General features: G+C 63.6%; 16 protein-coding genes and 1 other RNA gene. 5 read left to right on the top strand and 12 right to left on the bottom strand.

Annotated elements, in window-relative coordinates:
• Positions 1 to 57: 57 nt before the first annotated feature.
• Positions 58 to 1,203, bottom strand: a complete 1,146-nt coding sequence (gene carA / locus QD228_RS11120; RefSeq protein ID WP_279875581.1) for a glutamine-hydrolyzing carbamoyl-phosphate synthase small subunit — start codon at positions 1,201 to 1,203, stop codon at positions 58 to 60.
• Positions 1,204 to 1,779: 576 nt separating this feature from the next.
• Complete coding sequence (gene dapB / locus QD228_RS11115) at positions 1,780 to 2,586, bottom strand: 4-hydroxy-tetrahydrodipicolinate reductase (RefSeq protein ID WP_084209490.1); 807 nt, start codon at positions 2,584 to 2,586, stop codon at positions 1,780 to 1,782.
• 210 nt (positions 2,587 to 2,796) lie between these two features.
• Here dapB and QD228_RS11110 point away from each other — a divergent pair, with 210 nt between their 5' ends.
• Positions 2,797 to 3,822: an esterase-like activity of phytase family protein gene (locus QD228_RS11110; protein ID WP_077379508.1), complete on the top strand. Its 1,026-nt coding sequence runs from the start codon at positions 2,797 to 2,799 to the stop codon at positions 3,820 to 3,822.
• A gap of 133 nt (positions 3,823 to 3,955) precedes the next feature.
• Here QD228_RS11110 and dnaJ read toward each other — a convergent pair whose 3' ends face one another.
• From dnaJ to grpE, 3 genes are all read right to left on the bottom strand, one after another.
• Positions 3,956 to 5,104, bottom strand: a complete 1,149-nt coding sequence (dnaJ, locus tag QD228_RS11105) for a molecular chaperone DnaJ (RefSeq protein WP_077379510.1) — start codon at positions 5,102 to 5,104, stop codon at positions 3,956 to 3,958.
• 168 nt (positions 5,105 to 5,272) lie between these two features.
• Complete coding sequence (gene dnaK / locus QD228_RS11100; RefSeq protein WP_077379512.1) at positions 5,273 to 7,195, bottom strand: molecular chaperone DnaK; 1,923 nt, start codon at positions 7,193 to 7,195, stop codon at positions 5,273 to 5,275.
• Between the two features lie 216 nt (positions 7,196 to 7,411).
• Positions 7,412 to 8,041, bottom strand: a complete 630-nt coding sequence (grpE, locus tag QD228_RS11095) for a nucleotide exchange factor GrpE (RefSeq protein WP_077379514.1) — start codon at positions 8,039 to 8,041, stop codon at positions 7,412 to 7,414.
• 364 nt (positions 8,042 to 8,405) lie between these two features.
• Here grpE and recN point away from each other — a divergent pair, with 364 nt between their 5' ends.
• A complete protein-coding gene (gene recN, locus QD228_RS11090; protein WP_279875580.1) occupies positions 8,406 to 10,076 on the top strand; it encodes a DNA repair protein RecN in 1,671 nt (556 codons plus the stop codon).
• Between the two features lie 155 nt (positions 10,077 to 10,231).
• Here recN and fur read toward each other — a convergent pair whose 3' ends face one another.
• Positions 10,232 to 10,654, bottom strand: coding sequence for a ferric iron uptake transcriptional regulator (gene fur, locus QD228_RS11085; protein WP_077379516.1), 423 nt, complete (start codon positions 10,652 to 10,654; stop codon positions 10,232 to 10,234).
• Positions 10,655 to 10,732: 78 nt separating this feature from the next.
• Here fur and QD228_RS11080 point away from each other — a divergent pair, with 78 nt between their 5' ends.
• Entirely contained in the window at positions 10,733 to 11,161 is a 429-nt protein-coding gene (locus QD228_RS11080; protein ID WP_077379518.1) for an outer membrane protein assembly factor BamE, read from the top strand.
• 159 nt (positions 11,162 to 11,320) lie between these two features.
• Here QD228_RS11080 and QD228_RS11075 read toward each other — a convergent pair whose 3' ends face one another.
• Both QD228_RS11075 and QD228_RS11070 read right to left on the bottom strand, forming a co-directional pair.
• Positions 11,321 to 11,629, bottom strand: a complete 309-nt coding sequence (locus tag QD228_RS11075; RefSeq protein ID WP_191236458.1) for an RnfH family protein — start codon at positions 11,627 to 11,629, stop codon at positions 11,321 to 11,323.
• A gap of 72 nt (positions 11,630 to 11,701) precedes the next feature.
• Positions 11,702 to 12,139, bottom strand: coding sequence for a type II toxin-antitoxin system RatA family toxin (locus QD228_RS11070; protein ID WP_077379522.1), 438 nt, complete (start codon positions 12,137 to 12,139; stop codon positions 11,702 to 11,704).
• 162 nt (positions 12,140 to 12,301) lie between these two features.
• On the opposite strand from QD228_RS11070, the gene smpB reads away from it, so the two are divergent.
• Positions 12,302 to 12,778 carry an SsrA-binding protein SmpB gene (smpB, locus tag QD228_RS11065; protein ID WP_077379524.1) on the top strand — a complete coding sequence of 159 codons (477 nt, stop codon included), beginning with the start codon at positions 12,302 to 12,304 and terminating at the stop codon, positions 12,776 to 12,778.
• Positions 12,779 to 12,958: 180 nt separating this feature from the next.
• Positions 12,959 to 13,313, top strand: a transfer-messenger RNA (tmRNA) gene (ssrA, locus tag QD228_RS11060).
• An 87-nt stretch (positions 13,314 to 13,400) separates the two neighbouring features.
• On the opposite strand, the gene QD228_RS11055 is transcribed toward ssrA, so the two are convergent.
• The 4 genes from QD228_RS11055 to QD228_RS11040 form a co-directional block, all read right to left on the bottom strand.
• A complete protein-coding gene (locus QD228_RS11055; RefSeq protein ID WP_279875579.1) occupies positions 13,401 to 14,261 on the bottom strand; it encodes an ABC transporter ATP-binding protein in 861 nt (286 codons plus the stop codon).
• 132 nt (positions 14,262 to 14,393) lie between these two features.
• Positions 14,394 to 15,374 (bottom strand): iron ABC transporter permease, encoded by a 981-nt coding sequence (locus QD228_RS11050; RefSeq protein ID WP_347882131.1) that lies wholly within the window; start codon positions 15,372 to 15,374, stop codon positions 14,394 to 14,396.
• Between the two features lie 172 nt (positions 15,375 to 15,546).
• Complete coding sequence (locus tag QD228_RS11045) at positions 15,547 to 16,515, bottom strand: iron ABC transporter permease (RefSeq protein ID WP_077379982.1); 969 nt, start codon at positions 16,513 to 16,515, stop codon at positions 15,547 to 15,549.
• A gap of 155 nt (positions 16,516 to 16,670) precedes the next feature.
• Complete coding sequence (locus QD228_RS11040; RefSeq protein ID WP_077379531.1) at positions 16,671 to 17,627, bottom strand: ABC transporter substrate-binding protein; 957 nt, start codon at positions 17,625 to 17,627, stop codon at positions 16,671 to 16,673.
• Between the last annotated feature and the right edge of the window lie 21 nt (positions 17,628 to 17,648).

Here is a 17,648-nt window from a genome sequence, read left to right as displayed (position 1 = left end):
GCAATGATCTGGTGACTGAACTCAACGATGGATCAGGCCCTCGGGCCTGCGCTCGGCTCAGCGTCGCGCGCGCATCATCTCGATGAAACGATCGAACAGCGGGGCGACGTCCTGCGGGCCGGGGCTGGCTTCCGGGTGACCCTGGAAGCTGAAGGCCGGACGGTCGGTGCGCTCGATGCCCTGCAGACTGCCGTCGAACAGCGACTTGTGGGTCGCGCGCAGATGGCTCGGCATACCGGCTTCATCCACCGCGAAGCCGTGATTCTGACTGGTGATCATCACCACACCACTGTCAAGATCCTGCACCGGGTGGTTGGCACCATGGTGACCGTGGCCCATCTTGACGGTGGTCGCACCGGAGGCCAGGGCCAGCAGCTGGTGACCGAGGCAGATGCCGAAGACCGGCGTCTCGGTCTCGAGCACTTCACGAATCGCGGTGATGGCGTAGTCGCAGGGTTCGGGGTCGCCCGGACCGTTGGACAGGAAGATGCCATCCGGGTTGAGCGCCAGCACCTCGGCGGCAGGCGTCTGCGCCGGCACGACGGTCAGACGGCAGCCACGCGAGGCCAGCATGCGCAGGATGTTGTGCTTGACGCCGTAGTCGTAGGCGACCACGTGGAAGGGGCGCTCTGACTCACGGGTGTCGGCGTAGCCTTCTCCCAGGGTCCATTCGCCTTCGTGCCACTCGAATGACTCGCGGCAGGAGACTTCCTTGGCCAGGTCCATGCCCTTGAGGCCCGGGAAGGCACGAGCGGCTTCCAGCGCACGCTCGACGGCGTCACCTCCCTGAGCATCCTCACCGGCGAGAATGGCGCCGTTCAGCGAGCCCTTCTCGCGCAGGATGCGCGTCAAACGACGCGTATCGATATCCGCGATGCCGACGACATTCTCGTCACGCAGGTACTGATCGAGAGAGCGAGTGGAGCGGAAGTTGCTGGCCAGCAGCGGGAGGTCGCGGATGACCAGGCCGGCGGCCGCGACATGATCGGACTCGTTGTCCTCGTCGTTGATGCCGGTATTGCCGATGTGCGGATACGTCAGAGTGACGATCTGTCGGGTGTAGGAGGGATCGGTCAGGATTTCCTGGTAGCCGGTCATGGCAGTGTTGAACACCACCTCGCCACTGGTCTGCCCATCAGCGCCGATGGCGCTGCCGTGAAATACACTGCCGTCTTCCAAGGCCAGTATCGCGGGTTTGATCAACGCAACGTCCTCCCCTAAGTGTCCACTTTCCTGCCCGGAATCCGCGGTCGAACACCGGACATGCTGCTTGATTGTCGTACTCGGCTGACGCCGAGTCTGGGTCCCGCTGCCACTCTTCCCACGCGCCTTCCCCATGTGAGGAGCGCTCGCCGGAAGCGGCAAATTCAGGCTGCAAAAAAGCGGGACGAAACCGAAAAATCAGGCTTCATCCCGCTTGTTATCATTCTTCGGAATATTGCTTGTCACAGCGGCCCCAAGAGTGCGGCCAAATTGGGTAGAGATTACCCGAATCCTGCGGTGCTGACCACCCCATGACTGCACCGCGAGCGGGCGGCAGTGCCCACCATACGGTCGTTTCGTCACAGCGGTCAGCTTATGGAGCATCGGGAGTGATCGCGAGCCTGCCCCCTGAGTCACCTGCCAGGAACAATTCCCGCCGCAAGGTGCGACATCCATCACTGCCGACGGACAATATCCTGTCGGCGGTGACAGCTTCCACGATGCGCCCGGAAGCCACTCGAACGCGGCAAATCGAGTGCCCGGGACGCGATCTCGACCCGAGCCCCCGACGGGACATCACTTGAGACCCAGCACGTCCTGCATGTCGTAGCGTCCAACGCCACGCGCTGACAGCCACTCGGCGGCACGCGCCGCGCCCTTGGCGAAGGTCATGCGGCTTGAGGCCTTGTGGGTGATCTCGATGCGCTCGCCTTCGGTGGCGAACATCACGGTATGCTCGCCGACGATGTCACCGGCACGCACGGTGGCGAAGCCGATTTCCTTGTCGGTGCGCGGACCACACTGTCCTTCGCGTGCAAAGACACCGTGGGTCTCGAGATCACGACCGATGGCATGTGCCACCGCCTCGCCCATCGCCAGTGCCGTGCCGGAGGGGGCATCGACCTTGTGGCGGTGGTGCGCCTCGATGATCTCGATGTCATACCCCGCATCCCCCAGTGCCTGGGCTGCCGTTTCCAGCAGCTTCAGCGTCAGATTGACGCCGGAGCTCATGTTGGCGGCAAACACGAAGGGCACGCTGTCGCGATAGCCATCCAGTTGCTCGAGCTGCTCCGGGCTGAAACCGGTCGTGCCGATGACCATGCGCTTGCCGTGCTCCGAACACAGCGCCAGATTGGCCAGCGTCACCTGCGGCGCGGTGAAATCGATCACGACATCGACGTCATCCACCACGGCGGCCAGACTGTCACTGGCGACCACACCCAGACGCCCCTGCCCCGCCAGCTCGCCGATGTCGGCACCTGCCAGGGAGCTACCGGCCTCGACGATGCCCGCTGTCAGCGTCAGGCCTTCCACGGCACCGACGGCCTCGACCAACGTGCGTCCCATGCGTCCGGCGACGCCCATGATTGCGATACGGGTCATGCTGACTCCTGCCTGTTGTGGGTCTTGAGGGCAGCCACCCCACGGCGATGATGAGGGTGTGCCACCTGTGCTGTCCCCGCGAGTATATCAGCCGCCTGCAGCGTTGGCTGACGTCATGTATTTGCCCCCGTTACGCGCTAGAGTAGCGGGAGACTGAGTTCTTGCCCGTCCACGTCACTCCCTCTTCACCGCTCAGTTCCCGGAGTCAGCATGTCGCTACTTCATCGTTATGCCATTCGTCATTGGCGCCTGCTGCGCCTCGCAACCCTTGCCACGGCAGTTGCCGGCCTGCTGAGTGCCTGTGGCGTTCACCCGCGCCCCTACTCGCTGGCCTCGCCGGAGCAGATGAGCCAGCTGCCGGAGATCCAGTGGTGCGGCACCCTCAAGCTGCCAGGCAAGTGGCTGGATGGCACCCCCGTCGGCGGCCTGTCCGATATCGGCTGGGACAAGGATGAATCCCTGCTGTACGCCGTGTCGGACCGAGGCTGGCTGCACCGCCTGCGTCTGGCCTTCCGCCATGGGGAGCTGGTCGGTGCCAAGGCACTCAAGACCTATACGCTGCGCGACGAGACCGACATCTCCCTGCAAGGCGCCCTGAGCGATGCCGAAGGCATGCAGCTGCTGAAGGACCACAACGGCCGGCGCGGCGATACCCGTCTGGTCATCAGCTTCGAGCAGCAACCCCGAGTCGAGCACTTCCTGCCCAGCGGACTGGCGATCAGCGAACCCGCCACCCCCGTGGGCGTACGCGGTGCCGCCCCCAACAATGGCATGGAGGCGCTGACCCTGCACCCCGAGTACGGCCTGCTCGCCGGTCTGGAAGCCACCCCGGAGGGCATGGACGAAGGCACCACGCGCCTGTTCACGCTGGATGGCAAGCAGGAATGGCGCTACCCCCTGGCCAGCGACACGGGCTCGAGCCTGACCGCCATGGAGATGCTGCCGGACGGGGACATCCTGATGCTGGAGCGCGCCTTCTCGCCGCCCTATCCGCTGGTCATCAGCCTGCGTCGCGCGCATCTGGGAGAGCCGGGGACGACTGTCGAGGTCCGCACCCTTGCCCGCCTGTCGAGTGGCGAGGGGTGGTCACTGGACAACTTCGAAGGGCTCACGCACCTGGAGGGCAATCGCTTCCTGATGGTCTCGGATGACAACTTCAGCAGCTTCCAGACCACGCTGCTGAGCTGTTTCGCGGTGATCGAGCCCGAGGCCTTCACGCCAGCCTCTCAAGAGTGAAACATCGCCTGACAGCGCATCGCTGATGACATGTCAGGCGAGCCCTGACAATGAAAAAGCCCCACACCCGAGTCATCGGGGTGGGGCTTTCGCGTTGCGCATCCGCCAGCGCGGAGGAGAACGAAGACGCAGCCTAGGGCTTCATGTCCTCGAAGAACTTCTTCACGCCATCGAAGAAGCTGTTCTCCTTCGGCGAGTGGCTCTTGCCGGTATCGCCAAGGCTCTGCTGGAACTGGCGCAGCAGCTCCTTCTGCTCTTCGTTCAGGCTGACAGGTGTCTCGATGACCACCTTGCACAGCAGATCGCCGGCAGGGCCACCACGCACCGGCTTGACGCCCTTGCCGCGCAGTCGGAACAACTTGCCCGTCTGGGTCTCGGCCGGAATCTTGAGCACGACACGACCATCCAGCGTCGGGACGTTGAGCTCACCACCGAGCGCTGCATCCACGAAGCTGATCGGCACTTCACACTGCAGGTGACGCCCATCACGCTTGAAGATCTCGTGCTCGCGCAGATTGACCTGGACATACAGATCACCTGACGGCCCGCCGTTGACACCGCCCTCGCCTTCGCCGTTCAGGCGGATACGGTCACCGGTGTCGACGCCCGGCGGAATCTTGACCGAGAGGGTCTTGGATTCCTGCACGCGGCCTTCGCCGTGACACTTGCGGCACGGTACGCTGATCTTCTCGCCACGCCCGTGGCAGGTCGGACATGCCTGCTCGACCGCGAAGAAGCCCTGCTGCATGCGCACCTTGCCCATGCCGTTGCAGGTCGGGCAGGTTTCCTTGGTGGAACCCGGCTCGGCGCCGTCACCATCACAGTGACCACAGGCAGCCAGACGCGGCACGCGGATGTCGACCGTGGTACCGGCGACCGCCGATTCCAGATCGAGATCAAGGTTGTAGCGCAGGTCGCTGCCACGCTGCGGAGCGTTCGGATTGCGACGACCACCGCCGCCACCGAAGATGTCACCGAAGACATCGCCGAACACGTCGCCGAAGCCACCGGCACCACCACCAAAGCCACCGCCGCCGAAGCCACCGCCGCCCTGGCCGTCGACACCGGCATGACCGAACTGGTCATAGGCCGCGCGCTTGTCCGCATCGGACAGCACTTCATAGGCTTCCGACACTTCGCGGAACTTCTCCGCCGAGGCCTCGTCATCCGGATTGCGGTCAGGGTGATGCTTCTGAGCCAGGCGTCGGTACGCCTTCTTGATGTCCTTGGTGTCGGCGCCACGCTCGACACCAAGCACTTCGTAATAATCACGCTTGGACATGGATCAGGTCCGCCTGGATTGCTGGCAGCCCAAGGCTGCCTGTCTGTTCTGGGATATCGGCTGTCACCGACAGCGTGCGCCCACGCGATACGCTACCGGTGCAAACGACAACGCGGGACACCTTCGCAAGGCTCCCGCGCTGTCATCAGACGTCGTTCAAGAGATCCCTCAGGACTTCTTGTCGTCGTTGACTTCCTCGTACTCGGCGTCAACCACGTCGTCGTCTTGCTTCTTGTCAGCCTGACCGTCGCCAGCCTGCTCACCCTGGGCACCCTGCTCGGCGTACATCTTCTGCGCCAGGTTGCCGGAGGCTTCGGTCAGCGCATCCAGCTTGGCCTGGATCGCGTCCTTGTCGTCGCCTTTCAGGGCTTCTTCCAGCTCGGAGATCGCCGTCTCGATGGCTTCCTTCTCGCTGGCTTCGGCCTTGTCACCGGCTTCGGTCAGGGTCTTTCTGGTCGCGTGGATCATGCCATCGGCCTGATTGCGCAGCTGGACCATTTCCTCGAACTTCTTGTCCTCGTCGGCGTTGGCTTCCGCGTCACGCACCATCTGTTCGATCTCTTCGTCGGACAGGCCGCCGGAAGACTTGATGACGATGGACTGTTCCTTGCCGGTGGCCTTGTCCTTGGCGGACACGTTCAGGATACCGTTGGCATCCAGATCGAAGGCGACTTCGATCTGCGGCACACCACGCGGGGCCGGCGGAATGTCGGCCAGGTCGAAACGACCCAGGGACTTGTTCTGTGCCGCCTGCTTGCGCTCACCCTGCAGGACGTGGATGGTCACCGCGCCCTGGTTGTCGTCAGCGGTGGAGAACACCTGAGACTTCTTGGTCGGGATGGTGGTGTTCTTCTCGATCAGCGGAGTCAGCACGCCACCCATGGTCTCGATGCCCAGCGTCAGCGGCGTCACGTCCAGCAGCAGCACGTCCTTGACGTCGCCACCCAGCACGCCACCCTGGATACCGGCGCCGACGGCGACCGCTTCATCCGGGTTGACGTCCTTGCGCGCTTCCTTGCCGAAGAATTCAGCGACCTTGGACTGCACCAGCGGCATGCGAGTCTGACCACCGACCAGGATGACATCGTCGATCTCGGAAGCGGACAGGCCGGCATCGGCCAGAGCGGTCTGGCACGGCTTCAGGGAGCGAGCGACCAGCTCATCGACCAGCGACTCGAGCTTGGAACGGGTCACCTTGACGTTCAGGTGCTTCGGACCGGTGTTGTCTGCGGTGATGTACGGCAGGTTCACGTCGGTCTGCTGAGCGCTGGACAGCTCGATCTTGGCCTTCTCGGCAGCTTCCTTCAGACGCTGCATGGCGAGATTGTCGCCGGACAGGTCGATGCCGCTGTCGGACTTGAACTGGTCAACGAGGTAGTTGATCAGATGCATGTCGAAATCTTCACCGCCCAGGAAGGTGTCGCCGTTGGTGGCGAGCACTTCGAACTGGGTCTCACCGTCGACGTCCGCGACTTCGATGATGGAGATATCGAAGGTACCGCCACCCAGGTCGTAGACCGCGATGGTCTTGTCACCACGAGACTTGTCCATGCCGTAGGCGAGTGCCGCGGCAGTCGGCTCGTTGATGATGCGCTTGACCTCGAGACCCGCGATGCGGCCGGCGTCCTTGGTCGCCTGACGCTGGGAGTCGTTGAAGTAGGCCGGCACGGTGATGACCGCTTCGGTGACTTCTTCACCGAGGTAGTCTTCCGCGGTCTTCTTCATCTTCTTGAGGATTTCCGCACTGATCTGCGGCGGTGCCATCTTCTTGTCCTTCACCTGGACCCAGGCATCGCCATTGTCGGCTTCGACGATCTTGTACGGCACCATCTTGATGTCTTTCTGGACGACATCATCCTTGAACTTGCGACCGATCAGACGCTTGACCGCGAACAGGGTGTTCTCCGGGTTGGTCACTGCCTGACGCTTGGCCGACTGACCGACAAGGATCTCGTTGTCGTCGGTGTAGGCGATGATGGACGGCGTGGTGCGGCCACCTTCAGCGTTTTCGATGACCTTGGTCTTGTCGCCGTCGAGCACTGCCACACAAGAGTTGGTAGTACCCAAGTCAATACCGATGATGCGTCCCATAATCGTATACCTCGAATCTGTTGCTAGCCTGAAAGATGAGTCTGGTTGTCGGTACCTTGTGTCGGCACCTGAACTTGCTTCAATAAGTGGGGTCGCGCGTCAGGCTTTCAAGGGTGTGCTGGCATTTTTTGCCGCCCTGATCCTCCTTGAAGCCCCGCAGGGCGGGCATGTGCCATCACGACACATGCCCTCATGGCCACTCGACCCCGCAGGGCCTCAGTTGGCCTTGCTGACCGCGACCATCGCCGGACGCACCAGGCGACCATTGAGGGTGTAGCCCTTCTGCATCACGTCGATGACGCTGTTCGGCTCGGCATCCGGAGATGGCACCATGGCGACCGCCTGATGGTATTCCGGGTCGAAGGGCTCGCCGTGGGGGTCCAGCTGCTCGACGCCTGACTTGTTCAGGGCATCCAGCTGCATTTTCAAGGTCATCTCGATACCTTCGACATGTGCCTTGGCTGCCTCGTCGTCGCTCATGGACTCAAGCGCCTTCTCGAGCGAGTCCACCACCGGCAGCATTTCCTTGACGAACTTCTCCAGCGCGAACTTGCGAGCCTTCTCGGCATCCTGTTCGGCGCGACGGCGCGCGTTCTGCGCCTCGGCAGCTGAACGCAGCGCCTGGTCCTTCGCCTCCTTCACCGCCTGCTCGAGTTCCTCGACCTGAGCGGCCAGCATCTCGGCTTCCGGATTGTCGATCAGCTCACCTTCGCTTTCGGCGGCGACATCGGTGGCATCCAGTATGTCTTCAATCACTTCGCCTTCCGGAGTTTCCGGCTGCGGCTCGGCGTCGCGAGCGGCACGCTGAAGTTCTTCATCCATCGGGGTCTGCGGATCCTGAGCCATGCTGTTCTCCTGCGGGCCGACGTCTGTGCGCCATTGCCCTGTTCGTGGCCTGCGGAGCCTGCCTCGAGACGACGAAGGCAAACCCCTGAAGACAGGCCATGAGTTGCCTGTAGGGCAGCAAGGCCGCGCCATTGCTGCCGACGATGAGTGTCAGGGCCTTTATATGGGGCCGGCACTCGGCTTCTCAAGCCTTCGATGCGGCTTTTCTGCCAGCTGAGTCCGGCATGGATTGAAGGCCGACGGAGCGTGCTGTATAAAAAGCCATATACACTGTATGTACATCCTGTATGGCGACTCCGTAGTCACCCCCGAAACGGGCAATGATCGGCACGGCGTACGCCCCAGCTTCCCTTCGGAGGTAGTCATGCTGCTACAGCTCGCCATTCAAGATTTCGCCATCGTCGAGACACTGGAACTCGATTTTCGCCGCGGCATGACCGCCATCACCGGCGAGACGGGTGCCGGCAAGTCCATCCTGCTCGGTGCGCTCGGCCTGTGCCTGGGCGAACGTGCCGATGCCGGCAGCGTGCGACATGGCGCGGATCGCGCGGATCTCATCGCACGCTTCGATATCACAAGCCTCAGCGATGCGCGCGAGTGGCTCGACGAACGTGAGCTGGGCAGCGACGACTGCCTGCTGCGCCGGGTGATCACCGCCAGCGGACGCTCGAAGGCCTGGATCAACGGCACCCCCTGCACCATCGCGGACCTGCGGGAACTGGGTGAGCACCTGATCGACATCCATTCCCAGCACGCCCACCACTCGCTGTTGAAGGAAGAGACGCACCTGCGTCAGCTCGACGAGTACGCCGGGATCGAGACGCAGGTCACGCAGCTGCGCGAGGACTTCCGCCACTGGCAGGAGGCACATCGCCGCCTCAAGCGCATGAGCAATGATGGCGACGAGGTACGCGCTCGTCGCCAGCTGTTGCGCTATCAGGTCGAGGAGCTTGATGAGCTGGCACTCAGCGAAGGCGAGCTGGAGGCACTGGAGCAGGAGCAGGAAACCCTGGCCAATGCCGAACAGATTCTCAGCGAGGCACAGGCCGCCGCCGAGTGCTGCGATCATGATGATGAAGGCGCCCTCGCGCGCCTCAATCAGGCCGTGGCGCGACTGACACACTTGCCGGGCAGCGAGCAGGGTTCGCTGGCCAGCGCACTGGGCATGCTGGAAGAGGCACGCATCCAGATAGAAGAAGCGGCACGCGAGCTGAACCGCTTCGTCGAAGTCACCGAACTCGACCCGGAGCGCCTGGCCTTCGTCGATGAGCGCCTTGGGCGCATCCACCAGATCGCCCGCAAGCATCATGTCTTGCCCGAGGAGCTGCATGGCCTGCACCAGCGACTGAGCGAGGAGCTGGAAGGGCTCGGGGGTGACGAGGAGGCCATCGAGGCACTGCGCCAGGAAGTGGCGGCCCGCCGGGATGCCTGGAAGATCCTGGCCGCTGAGGTCGGTACGTCACGAGCCGCTGCCGCCCCCCAGCTGGCCAGCGACATCCAGGATCAACTGGCCTTCCTCGGCATGGGCAAGGCGACGTTCGAGGTTGCCGTCGAGCCACGCGAGCGCCCGCAACCCGAAGGCATGGAGCGCATCCACTTCCGCATCAGTGCCAACCCGGGGCAGCCGCCGCGGGCGCTGGCCAAGGTCGCCTCGGGCGGTGAACTGTCCCGTGTCTCGCTGGCCATTCAGGTGGTGGCCGCCAGTCGCTCGACCATTCCCAGCCTGGTCTTCGATGAAGTGGATGTCGGCATCTCCGGTGCGACCGCCGAGATCGTCGGTCAGCTGCTGCGCCGACTGGGCGACAAGGGTCAGGTGCTGACCGTCACCCACCTGCCTCAGGTCGCGGCCCAGGCGCATCAACATCTGCATATCGAGAAGCAGGCAGAGAAGAACACCACACGTACCCACATGGCACTGCTGGACGAGAGTGGCCGCGTGCGGGAACTGGCACGCATGCTGGGCGGCATTCACCTGTCCGAGCAGACCCTGGCACACGCTCGCGAGATGCTCAGCGCGGCGGACAGCCGTCACTGAGCCCCGAAAGGCCGCCTTCCCGACGTCCATTCGTCCAATGAACCTCCTGGCAGTTCGAACGCCAGAAACACCAACGGCCGCCCCTGTGGGGCGGCCGTTGGTGTTTCTGTCCTGCAGCGAACCTTGTCATCCCTGACACAGGCGAGGCCTGAGCATCAGCTGTCGCTCTTGGTGTCCTTGGGACGCACGTAGAGCACCAGCGCATGCTCGACCAGCTCATAGCCATGCTCCTCGACGATCTCGCGCTGGCGGCGCTCGATCTCGGGATCACAGAACTCTATGATCTCGCCGCTGTCCAGACATACCATGTGGTCATGGTGTTCTTCCTGGGACAATTCGAAGACAGCATGGCCGCCATCGAAATTGTGACGCATCACCAGTCCAGCAGTTTCAAACTGGGTGAGCACACGATAAACCGTCGCCAGACCGACATCTTCGCCAGCCTCAAGCAACGCCTTGTACACGTCCTCGGCACTCAGGTGTCGATCCATCGATTTCTCGAGGATCTGCAGGATCTTGACTCGCGGTAGGGTTACCTTGAGTCCCGCCTTGCGCAGTTCATGGTTCTGATCGGCCATGCTGGGGTACTCTTCGCAGTCGCTTGATGTATCAGGTATGATCGGCCAAGGCAAAACGATAGGGAATCTTCAGGGCAAATGCAAAACTTGATCAAAACAGTCGCCTTTTGCAGCGCCCTGTCGCTGCTCACCGGGTGTAGCTACTTCAGCGTCTACAAGCGCGACCTTCCACAGGGCAACCTGATCAAGCCGGAAATGGTCGAGCAATTGAAGCCGGGCATGAGCCGCGAACAGGTCATCTATGTGATGGGTTCACCGCTGCTAACCGCTCCCTTCAGTGAGAATAGCTGGGACTACGTATATCGCCTCAAGAAAGCGGACGGCGAGATCATCAACAAGCGCGTCACGCTGAATTTCGACGGCGATGTGCTTTCCACCATCGACAAGAGCGGCGACATCGACAAGGAGACCGTCATCGTGCCGGACCTCGACATCGACCCGCGTGCCGCACAGCCGAACCGCAACGACAGTGGTGCAGGCGCCGCTGACCTGCCGGACGAGCTGTAAGTCGACCGCCAGCGGGCCCGTCATCGACAGGTCCGGCTGGCGGGAAACGGCATGCCCGCCAGCGCTCGGATAGCAAGAGGGACCGAGTCGTGATGACAGACGGGGCACCCCAGGGTGCCCCGTCTTGCGTACGGTCGCCGATGCCCGGTGAGGACACCGCTACTTCTCGGCGCGTGCCTTGTCGGCCCGGCGCTTGCGAGCAAGCTTGGGGTCGTTGATCAAGGCACGATAGACCTCGACCCGGTCACCGGCATCCAGCACGTGCTCATCGGGCTTGCGCAACGCCTTGCCGAAGATCCCGAGATCCGCCTCGAGAAAGACCTCGGCGCCCAGTGTCGGGAAATGTTGCTCGAGATGTGCCATGCGCACGGCCTCGCGCGCCGTGGTTCCCGGCGCGACGGCCAGTGAGATGATCTTCTGCTTCTCCGGCAGCGCATAGGCCACCTCGACCGTGATTCTGTCGCTCATGCTTGCTCCTGTCGGACTCACCTTTCAGACCACGTCATCAGGCCTTCTCTACGGCCTTGCCTGCGGCGGACATCAATTCGCGCCGTACAGCTGGTCAGCACGCCGCGTGAACGCCTCGACCATCTGACCGGCGACCTGACTGAACAACTTGCCGAAGGCCATGCCCAGCAGGCGATTGCTGAATTCGAAATCCAGCTCCAGCGAGACCTTGCAGGCATCCTCGCTCAGCGGCGTGAACAGCCAGCGTCCCTCGAGACGCTTGAAAGGGCCGTCGACCAGACTCAACTCTATGCGCTGGGGGGCGAACAGATCATTGCGGGTCACGAAGCTCTGCTCCATGCCCGCCTTGGACAGAGTCAGCCTGCCCACCAGATGGGCGTCATCCTGCTCAAGCAACTGGGCATCACTGCAGCCCGGCAGGAATTCGGGGTAACGCTCGAAATCATTGACCAGATCGAACATCGCCTGGGCCGAGTGCCGAACCAGGGCAGACCGGTTGACCGTAGGCATCTAGCTCTCCGCTGACTTGGATACGCGCCTTGCGTATCATGAACAATGGGCCGGCGCATGAAGTGCCGTCTGGCCTTGAATGGTAACACGCCTCCCCCCATCCAGAAGGATGCGCCAGCTGTCCGTCGGGCAGTGGCAGGAGCACACGACAAACGAGGCAACATGGGCAAGAAAAAGAAACCCCAACAGGGCGGCAACCTGATCGCCCAGAACAAGAAGGCACGCCACGAATACCACATCGAGGAAGCCTTCGAAGCGGGGCTGGTACTGGCAGGCTGGGAGGTCAAGGCGCTGCGGGCGGGCAAGGGCCAGCTGACGGACACCTACATCGTGATCAAGAACGGTGAGGCCTGGCTGCTCGGCTGCCATATCCATCCGCTGGAGACGGTCAACACCCACGCGGTGGCGGACCCGCAACGCACGCGCAAGCTGTTGCTGCACAAGAAGCAGATCGCGCGCATCTTCTCGCGCACCCAGGACAAGGGTCACACCTGTGTCCCCATCAAGCTGTACTGGAAGAACGCGATCGTGAAATGCGAGATCGCGCTGGTGGAAGGCAAGAAGATGCATGACAAGCGTGCCACCGAGAAGGACCGTGACTGGAATCGCCAGAAGGCACGTATCCTGCGGGATCGCTGAGACTGTCAGCGCCATGATCACGCGCCGCGCCTGCGCCGTTGCGATATGGGAGACAAGGGCTTTGAATCACGGCAAATCACTGTCAGACCAGAAAAATTCCTGAGGCCTTGAACTGGCGTAGCACAGTCTCCACCTGTTATGATGACACCGTAGCAAAGCAGCAAGCAGTAACACTGTTATGGGGGCGTTCTGGCATTCGACGCTGGTGGCAAACCCTGAGGTGCATGCCGAGATCGTAACGTATCTCGTAAATAAAACGTTGCAAATATATAGTCGCAAACGACGACAACTACGCTCTAGCTGCATAAGCTGCTCATGATACCGTTGCGCCTGTTCAAGGTGGATTGAGAACGAGCCCGTATAAACAGGATCGTCTTGGCCGACGTCTCTAAGGTCGAGATTAAAACTCAGAGAATCGCATTGCTGCAGCCTGTTCATTGGCGGCAGTCGTGTTAAATCAAATAATGAAACTAAGCATGTAGAGCCGAAGGCGGAGTGCCGGCGGACACGGGTTCGACTCCCGTCGCCTCCACCATATCCGTGACAAGAAGGCCTCCCCTCGGGGAGGCCTTCTTGTTTTCTGCTGTCTGATATTCCGCGCGCCGAGTCGTGCCAGGCGCTCTCAGGTAGCACTGCCACTCAGGCGCTCGTCCGTGCGCCGCACGCCGATCAACAGCGGGGTACCGGTCTCGGGGTCAGGAATCAGCCGGCATTCGACACCGTAGAGCTTGCGCACCAGCGCCGGTGTCACCACTTCGGAGGGCGGACCTTCCGCGACCACGCTGCCCGCATGCATCGCGACGAGGTGGTCGGCATAGCGACAGGCACTGGCCAGGTCATGCACCACCATCACGATGGTCTTGCCTTCCTCGTGGGCCAGCCGTTGGATCAGTTCGAAGACCTCGATCTGATGACCGAGATCCAGCGCCGAGGTCGGCTCATCCAGCAACAGCAGCGGCGTCTGCTGCGCCAGCGCCATCGCGATCCAGGCACGCTGACGCTGGCCACCGGACATGGAGGCCAGCTCACGGTCGGCCAGACTCTCGATGTCAGCGGCCGCGATCGCCGCCGAGACCACCTCCTGATCCTCCTGCGACCACTGACGGAAGGCTCCCTGATGCGGCTGGCGACCGAAGCGCACCAGCTCATGCACCGTCACGCCTTCCGGCGAGTGCGTCTCCTGGGGCAGCAGCGCGATGCGCTGCGCGACATCACGGCGCCCGAGACGTCGTATGTCCTGACCCTCCAGCAATACCGCGCCGGCATGCGGTGCCTGCAGGCGGGCCAGACCGGCCAGCAGCGTGGACTTGCCACAGCCGTTGGGCCCGACGATGGCCGTCACCTTGCCATCCGGCAGCGCCAGCGTCAGCGCATCGATCACGGCCACATGCCGCTGTCCGCTGCCATACCCCAGCGACAGCTCACTGGCCTTGAGAGTGGCGTCCACGGCGTCCCCGCAGCGTGGATGATGTTCAGCGCTCATGGCGCATTCTCCTGAAACGATGACCCTCGTGACCCGATTGGTCCGCGAGGGCTGCGGGCGACTCTCATGTCGGTGATGCAGACATGTCAGCCACACGGTGAATGGGGGCATCGGCCGGACAGGACAGCCTGACTAGCGCGGGCTGCGCAGCAGGATCCACAGCAGATAGGGGCTGCCGACCACCGCCATCACGATGCCGACCGGAATCTCGAGAGGTGACAGCAACGTGCGTCCCGCGAGGTCCGCCAGCACCATCACCAGCGCCCCTGCCAATGCCGAACCCAGCAAGGGCACTCCCTTGTGGCGCGACAGGTAGCGGGCGATCTCGGGACCGACCAACGCCACCATGCCTACCGGGCCGGCCACGGCCACCGCGGCGGCCGTCAGCAGTACCGAGAGCCACAGCGTCGCCATGCGCACACGGGCGACATGCTGACCAAGTCCGATGGCGACAGAATCGGTAAAGCGCAGCGTATTGAGCCCTCGCCCCAGCCACAACGCCGCCGGCACCGCCAGCAGCAAGGCAATGCCCAGCCATTCGAGCGAGGAGGCATCCCGTGCGTTGAGGCTCCCCACCGTCCACGGATAGGCGCTGTTGGCGACATCGATGGACACCCGCGCCAGCATCAACTGGGTGCCGGCACCGAACAGCGCCCCGACGCCGATCCCCGCGACCAGGAAGCGATAGCCGCGCGTGCCGATGCCACCGGAAAGCCCGAAGGCCAGCGCCGTGGCGACCACGGCGCCGCTCAGTGCCATCGCCGGTGGCGCCAGCGAGGCGCCGAGCCCGACGACGGAGGCAACCGCAAAGGCGGTCGCGCCATTGTCGATGCCGATGATGCCCGGCGTGGCGAGACGGTTGCTGGCCAGTGTCTGCATCAAACAGCCAGCCAACGAGAAGGCGGCGCCCGTTCCGAGGCCGGCCAGCAGTCTCGGCAGCCGCAGCTCCCGGACCACGAAGACATCGGCGAATTCACCATGGCCGAACGCGGCCTTCAGGGCGGCGTAGGGGCCCAGGCCCGCGCTGCCCAGCATCAAGGCGGCCACGCAGGCACTCAGCAGTGCCAGCAGCAGACCGAGGTTGGCCAGCAATGGGGCCCGATGCCACAGCAACGACAGGGGCCCGCAGCGCCACCAGAATGTATCGGCCGGTGCCGTGGCGACAGGGCATGATGCCTGGCGCCGAGGCACCCCGGCATCAGAAGAGGCCGATGAAGAAGGAGCGGAGCGATACATGGGCGTTTCCGGGTTATCTGTCATGAAGAACGGCGCATTGAAGCCTGACTCACAGAATCGGCAGGCGACGAGCGCGCACCACGGCAATCAGTACCGGCGCGCCCAGCAGCGTGGTCAGCACGCCCAGCGGCAACTCGGAAGGACGAACGAGCAGACGCGAGACCACGTCGGCGCTCACCAGCATCACCACGCCCAGCGGCAGGCACAACCACAAGGTGCGGCGGATATCCGCGCCACACAGCGCACGCGCGACATAAGGCACGGCCAGTCCCACGAAGGCGATCGGCCCCGCGAGGGCCGTGGCGGCCCCGACCAGCAACGCGACCACCAGTACCGTCAGCTTGCGCACGCGCCCCGGGTGATGGCCAAGTCCACTGGCCACCGCCTCTCCCAGCGCCAATGCCGCCAGCGGCCTGACCAGCCACAGCGTCAACGCGAGGGCGAGCATGAGGCTCGGCAGGCTGCCACCCAGCGCCTCCAGCGAACGCCCTGCCAGACTGCCGATGACCCAGAAACGGATCTCGTCTGCCGCGCGCTGGTCGATCAGCAATACCAGCGACGTGAGAGCCACCAGCAGGCTGGAAAGCGCTGCACCGGCCAGTACCAGGCGCACGGGGTCCTGGCGTGCACCACTCAGCCGCACCGTGCTCATCACGAACAGGCAGCCCAGCAAGGCGCCAGCCTGAGCCACCAGCACATGCAGGCCTGCGGCCTCCATCCCCAGCAACAGGGCGATGGCGACGGCAAATGCTGCGCCTGCGCTGACACCCAGCAGCCCCGGCTCCGCCAGGGGATTGCGTGCGACCACCTGCATCAATGCGCCGCCGCAGGCCAGCATCATGCCCACGGCGATGCCGATCACGGTACGCGGTGCACGCAGCTCGGTGACCACAAAGCGGGCCTCCTCGCTGCCCTGCCCCATCAATACCGCCCACGCCTGGGCAGGGCCGATATCTCCCGCGCCCCACAACAGACTGGCCAGGCAGGCCAGTACCGCCGCCAGACACGCCACTGGCATGACCTGCCCCAACGACAGACGCCCGGCTACCTTGCGGGTCGCCGGGCGAAGAGCTGTCTGTGGGGAGCCAGGCCGTGAGGACGCTCCTTCAGCCGCCATGCTGCCTCCCGACCTGACGGCATGACGCCTGATGAGTCGAGACGGGCCAGTCCCGCTTACCCATCACTGCGCGCCTGCTCGATGTCCTTGAGCAGCGCCTCGGCCGCCAGCGGGCCACTGGCACTGGTCCACAACTGACCATTGACGCCGACCAGACTGTCACGCGATGCGTGCTCGAGACGCTGGAAGGCCGGCTCCTTCGCCAGGGCGTCAGCGGCAGCCTCAGAGGAATCATCCAGGGTCGCCAGGAAGAGTGTGTCGGCATCGATGCGCGCCATGTTCTCATCGCTCAGCGGGTCGGAGTGCGGACGCCCCGGCTTGACCAGATCCCCGCCCACCAGCTGATAGCCGGTCGCGGCGAGCAAGCCGGTCGCGAACAGCTCATCGGACATCGCCATCAGGCCACCCGGCATGCGACGCACCAGGCTGGCAGTCTGCGGTGTAGTCATCTCGGCCTTCAGGCGCGCCGCGTGAGCGTCGATGGCGGCCAGACGCGCCTCGAGCTCCGCTTCGGCCTCTTCCCCGAGTGCCAGGGCATAGACTCGGCTCTGCTGCTTCCAGGCCTCCCGGCTGAGCGCCTCCCCGCCTGGCACGATGGTCGGCGCCAGACGCGACATCAGCTGATATTGCGCCTTGTCCAGCCCCGGGGGAGCCAGAATCATGTCCGGCTTGAGCGCCACGATGGCCTCGAGATTGAACTCTCGCGGTGTACCGACGATCTCGATCTCCGGCACCCGAGACTGGAGATAGCTGGCCACGCCATCACCGCCGCGCGTGGTGACCGCGCCCAGCGGCGTCACCTCGCTGGCGACCGCCACATCCAATGCCCCTTCATAGAGCGTGACCACGCGCTGCGGAGTGCCCTCGAGCTCCAGTTCACCATAGGCGGTCTGGACCTCACGAGCCTCGGCAGACACCGTGGCTCCCATCAACACGACCGCCAGTGACGCCATCAGCCCACGACGCAGGCGGGACAGGGCAGGAACAGCAAACACATGGGAAGAGTGGGTCATTCGTTTCTCCAGGGAGCGAAT

Origin of the sequence: Cobetia sp. 3AK (assembly GCF_029846335.1) — a bacterium.
Taxonomy (GTDB): domain Bacteria; phylum Pseudomonadota; class Gammaproteobacteria; order Pseudomonadales; family Halomonadaceae; genus Cobetia; species Cobetia marina.
This window is presented reverse-complemented; position numbering and strand designations above follow the sequence as displayed.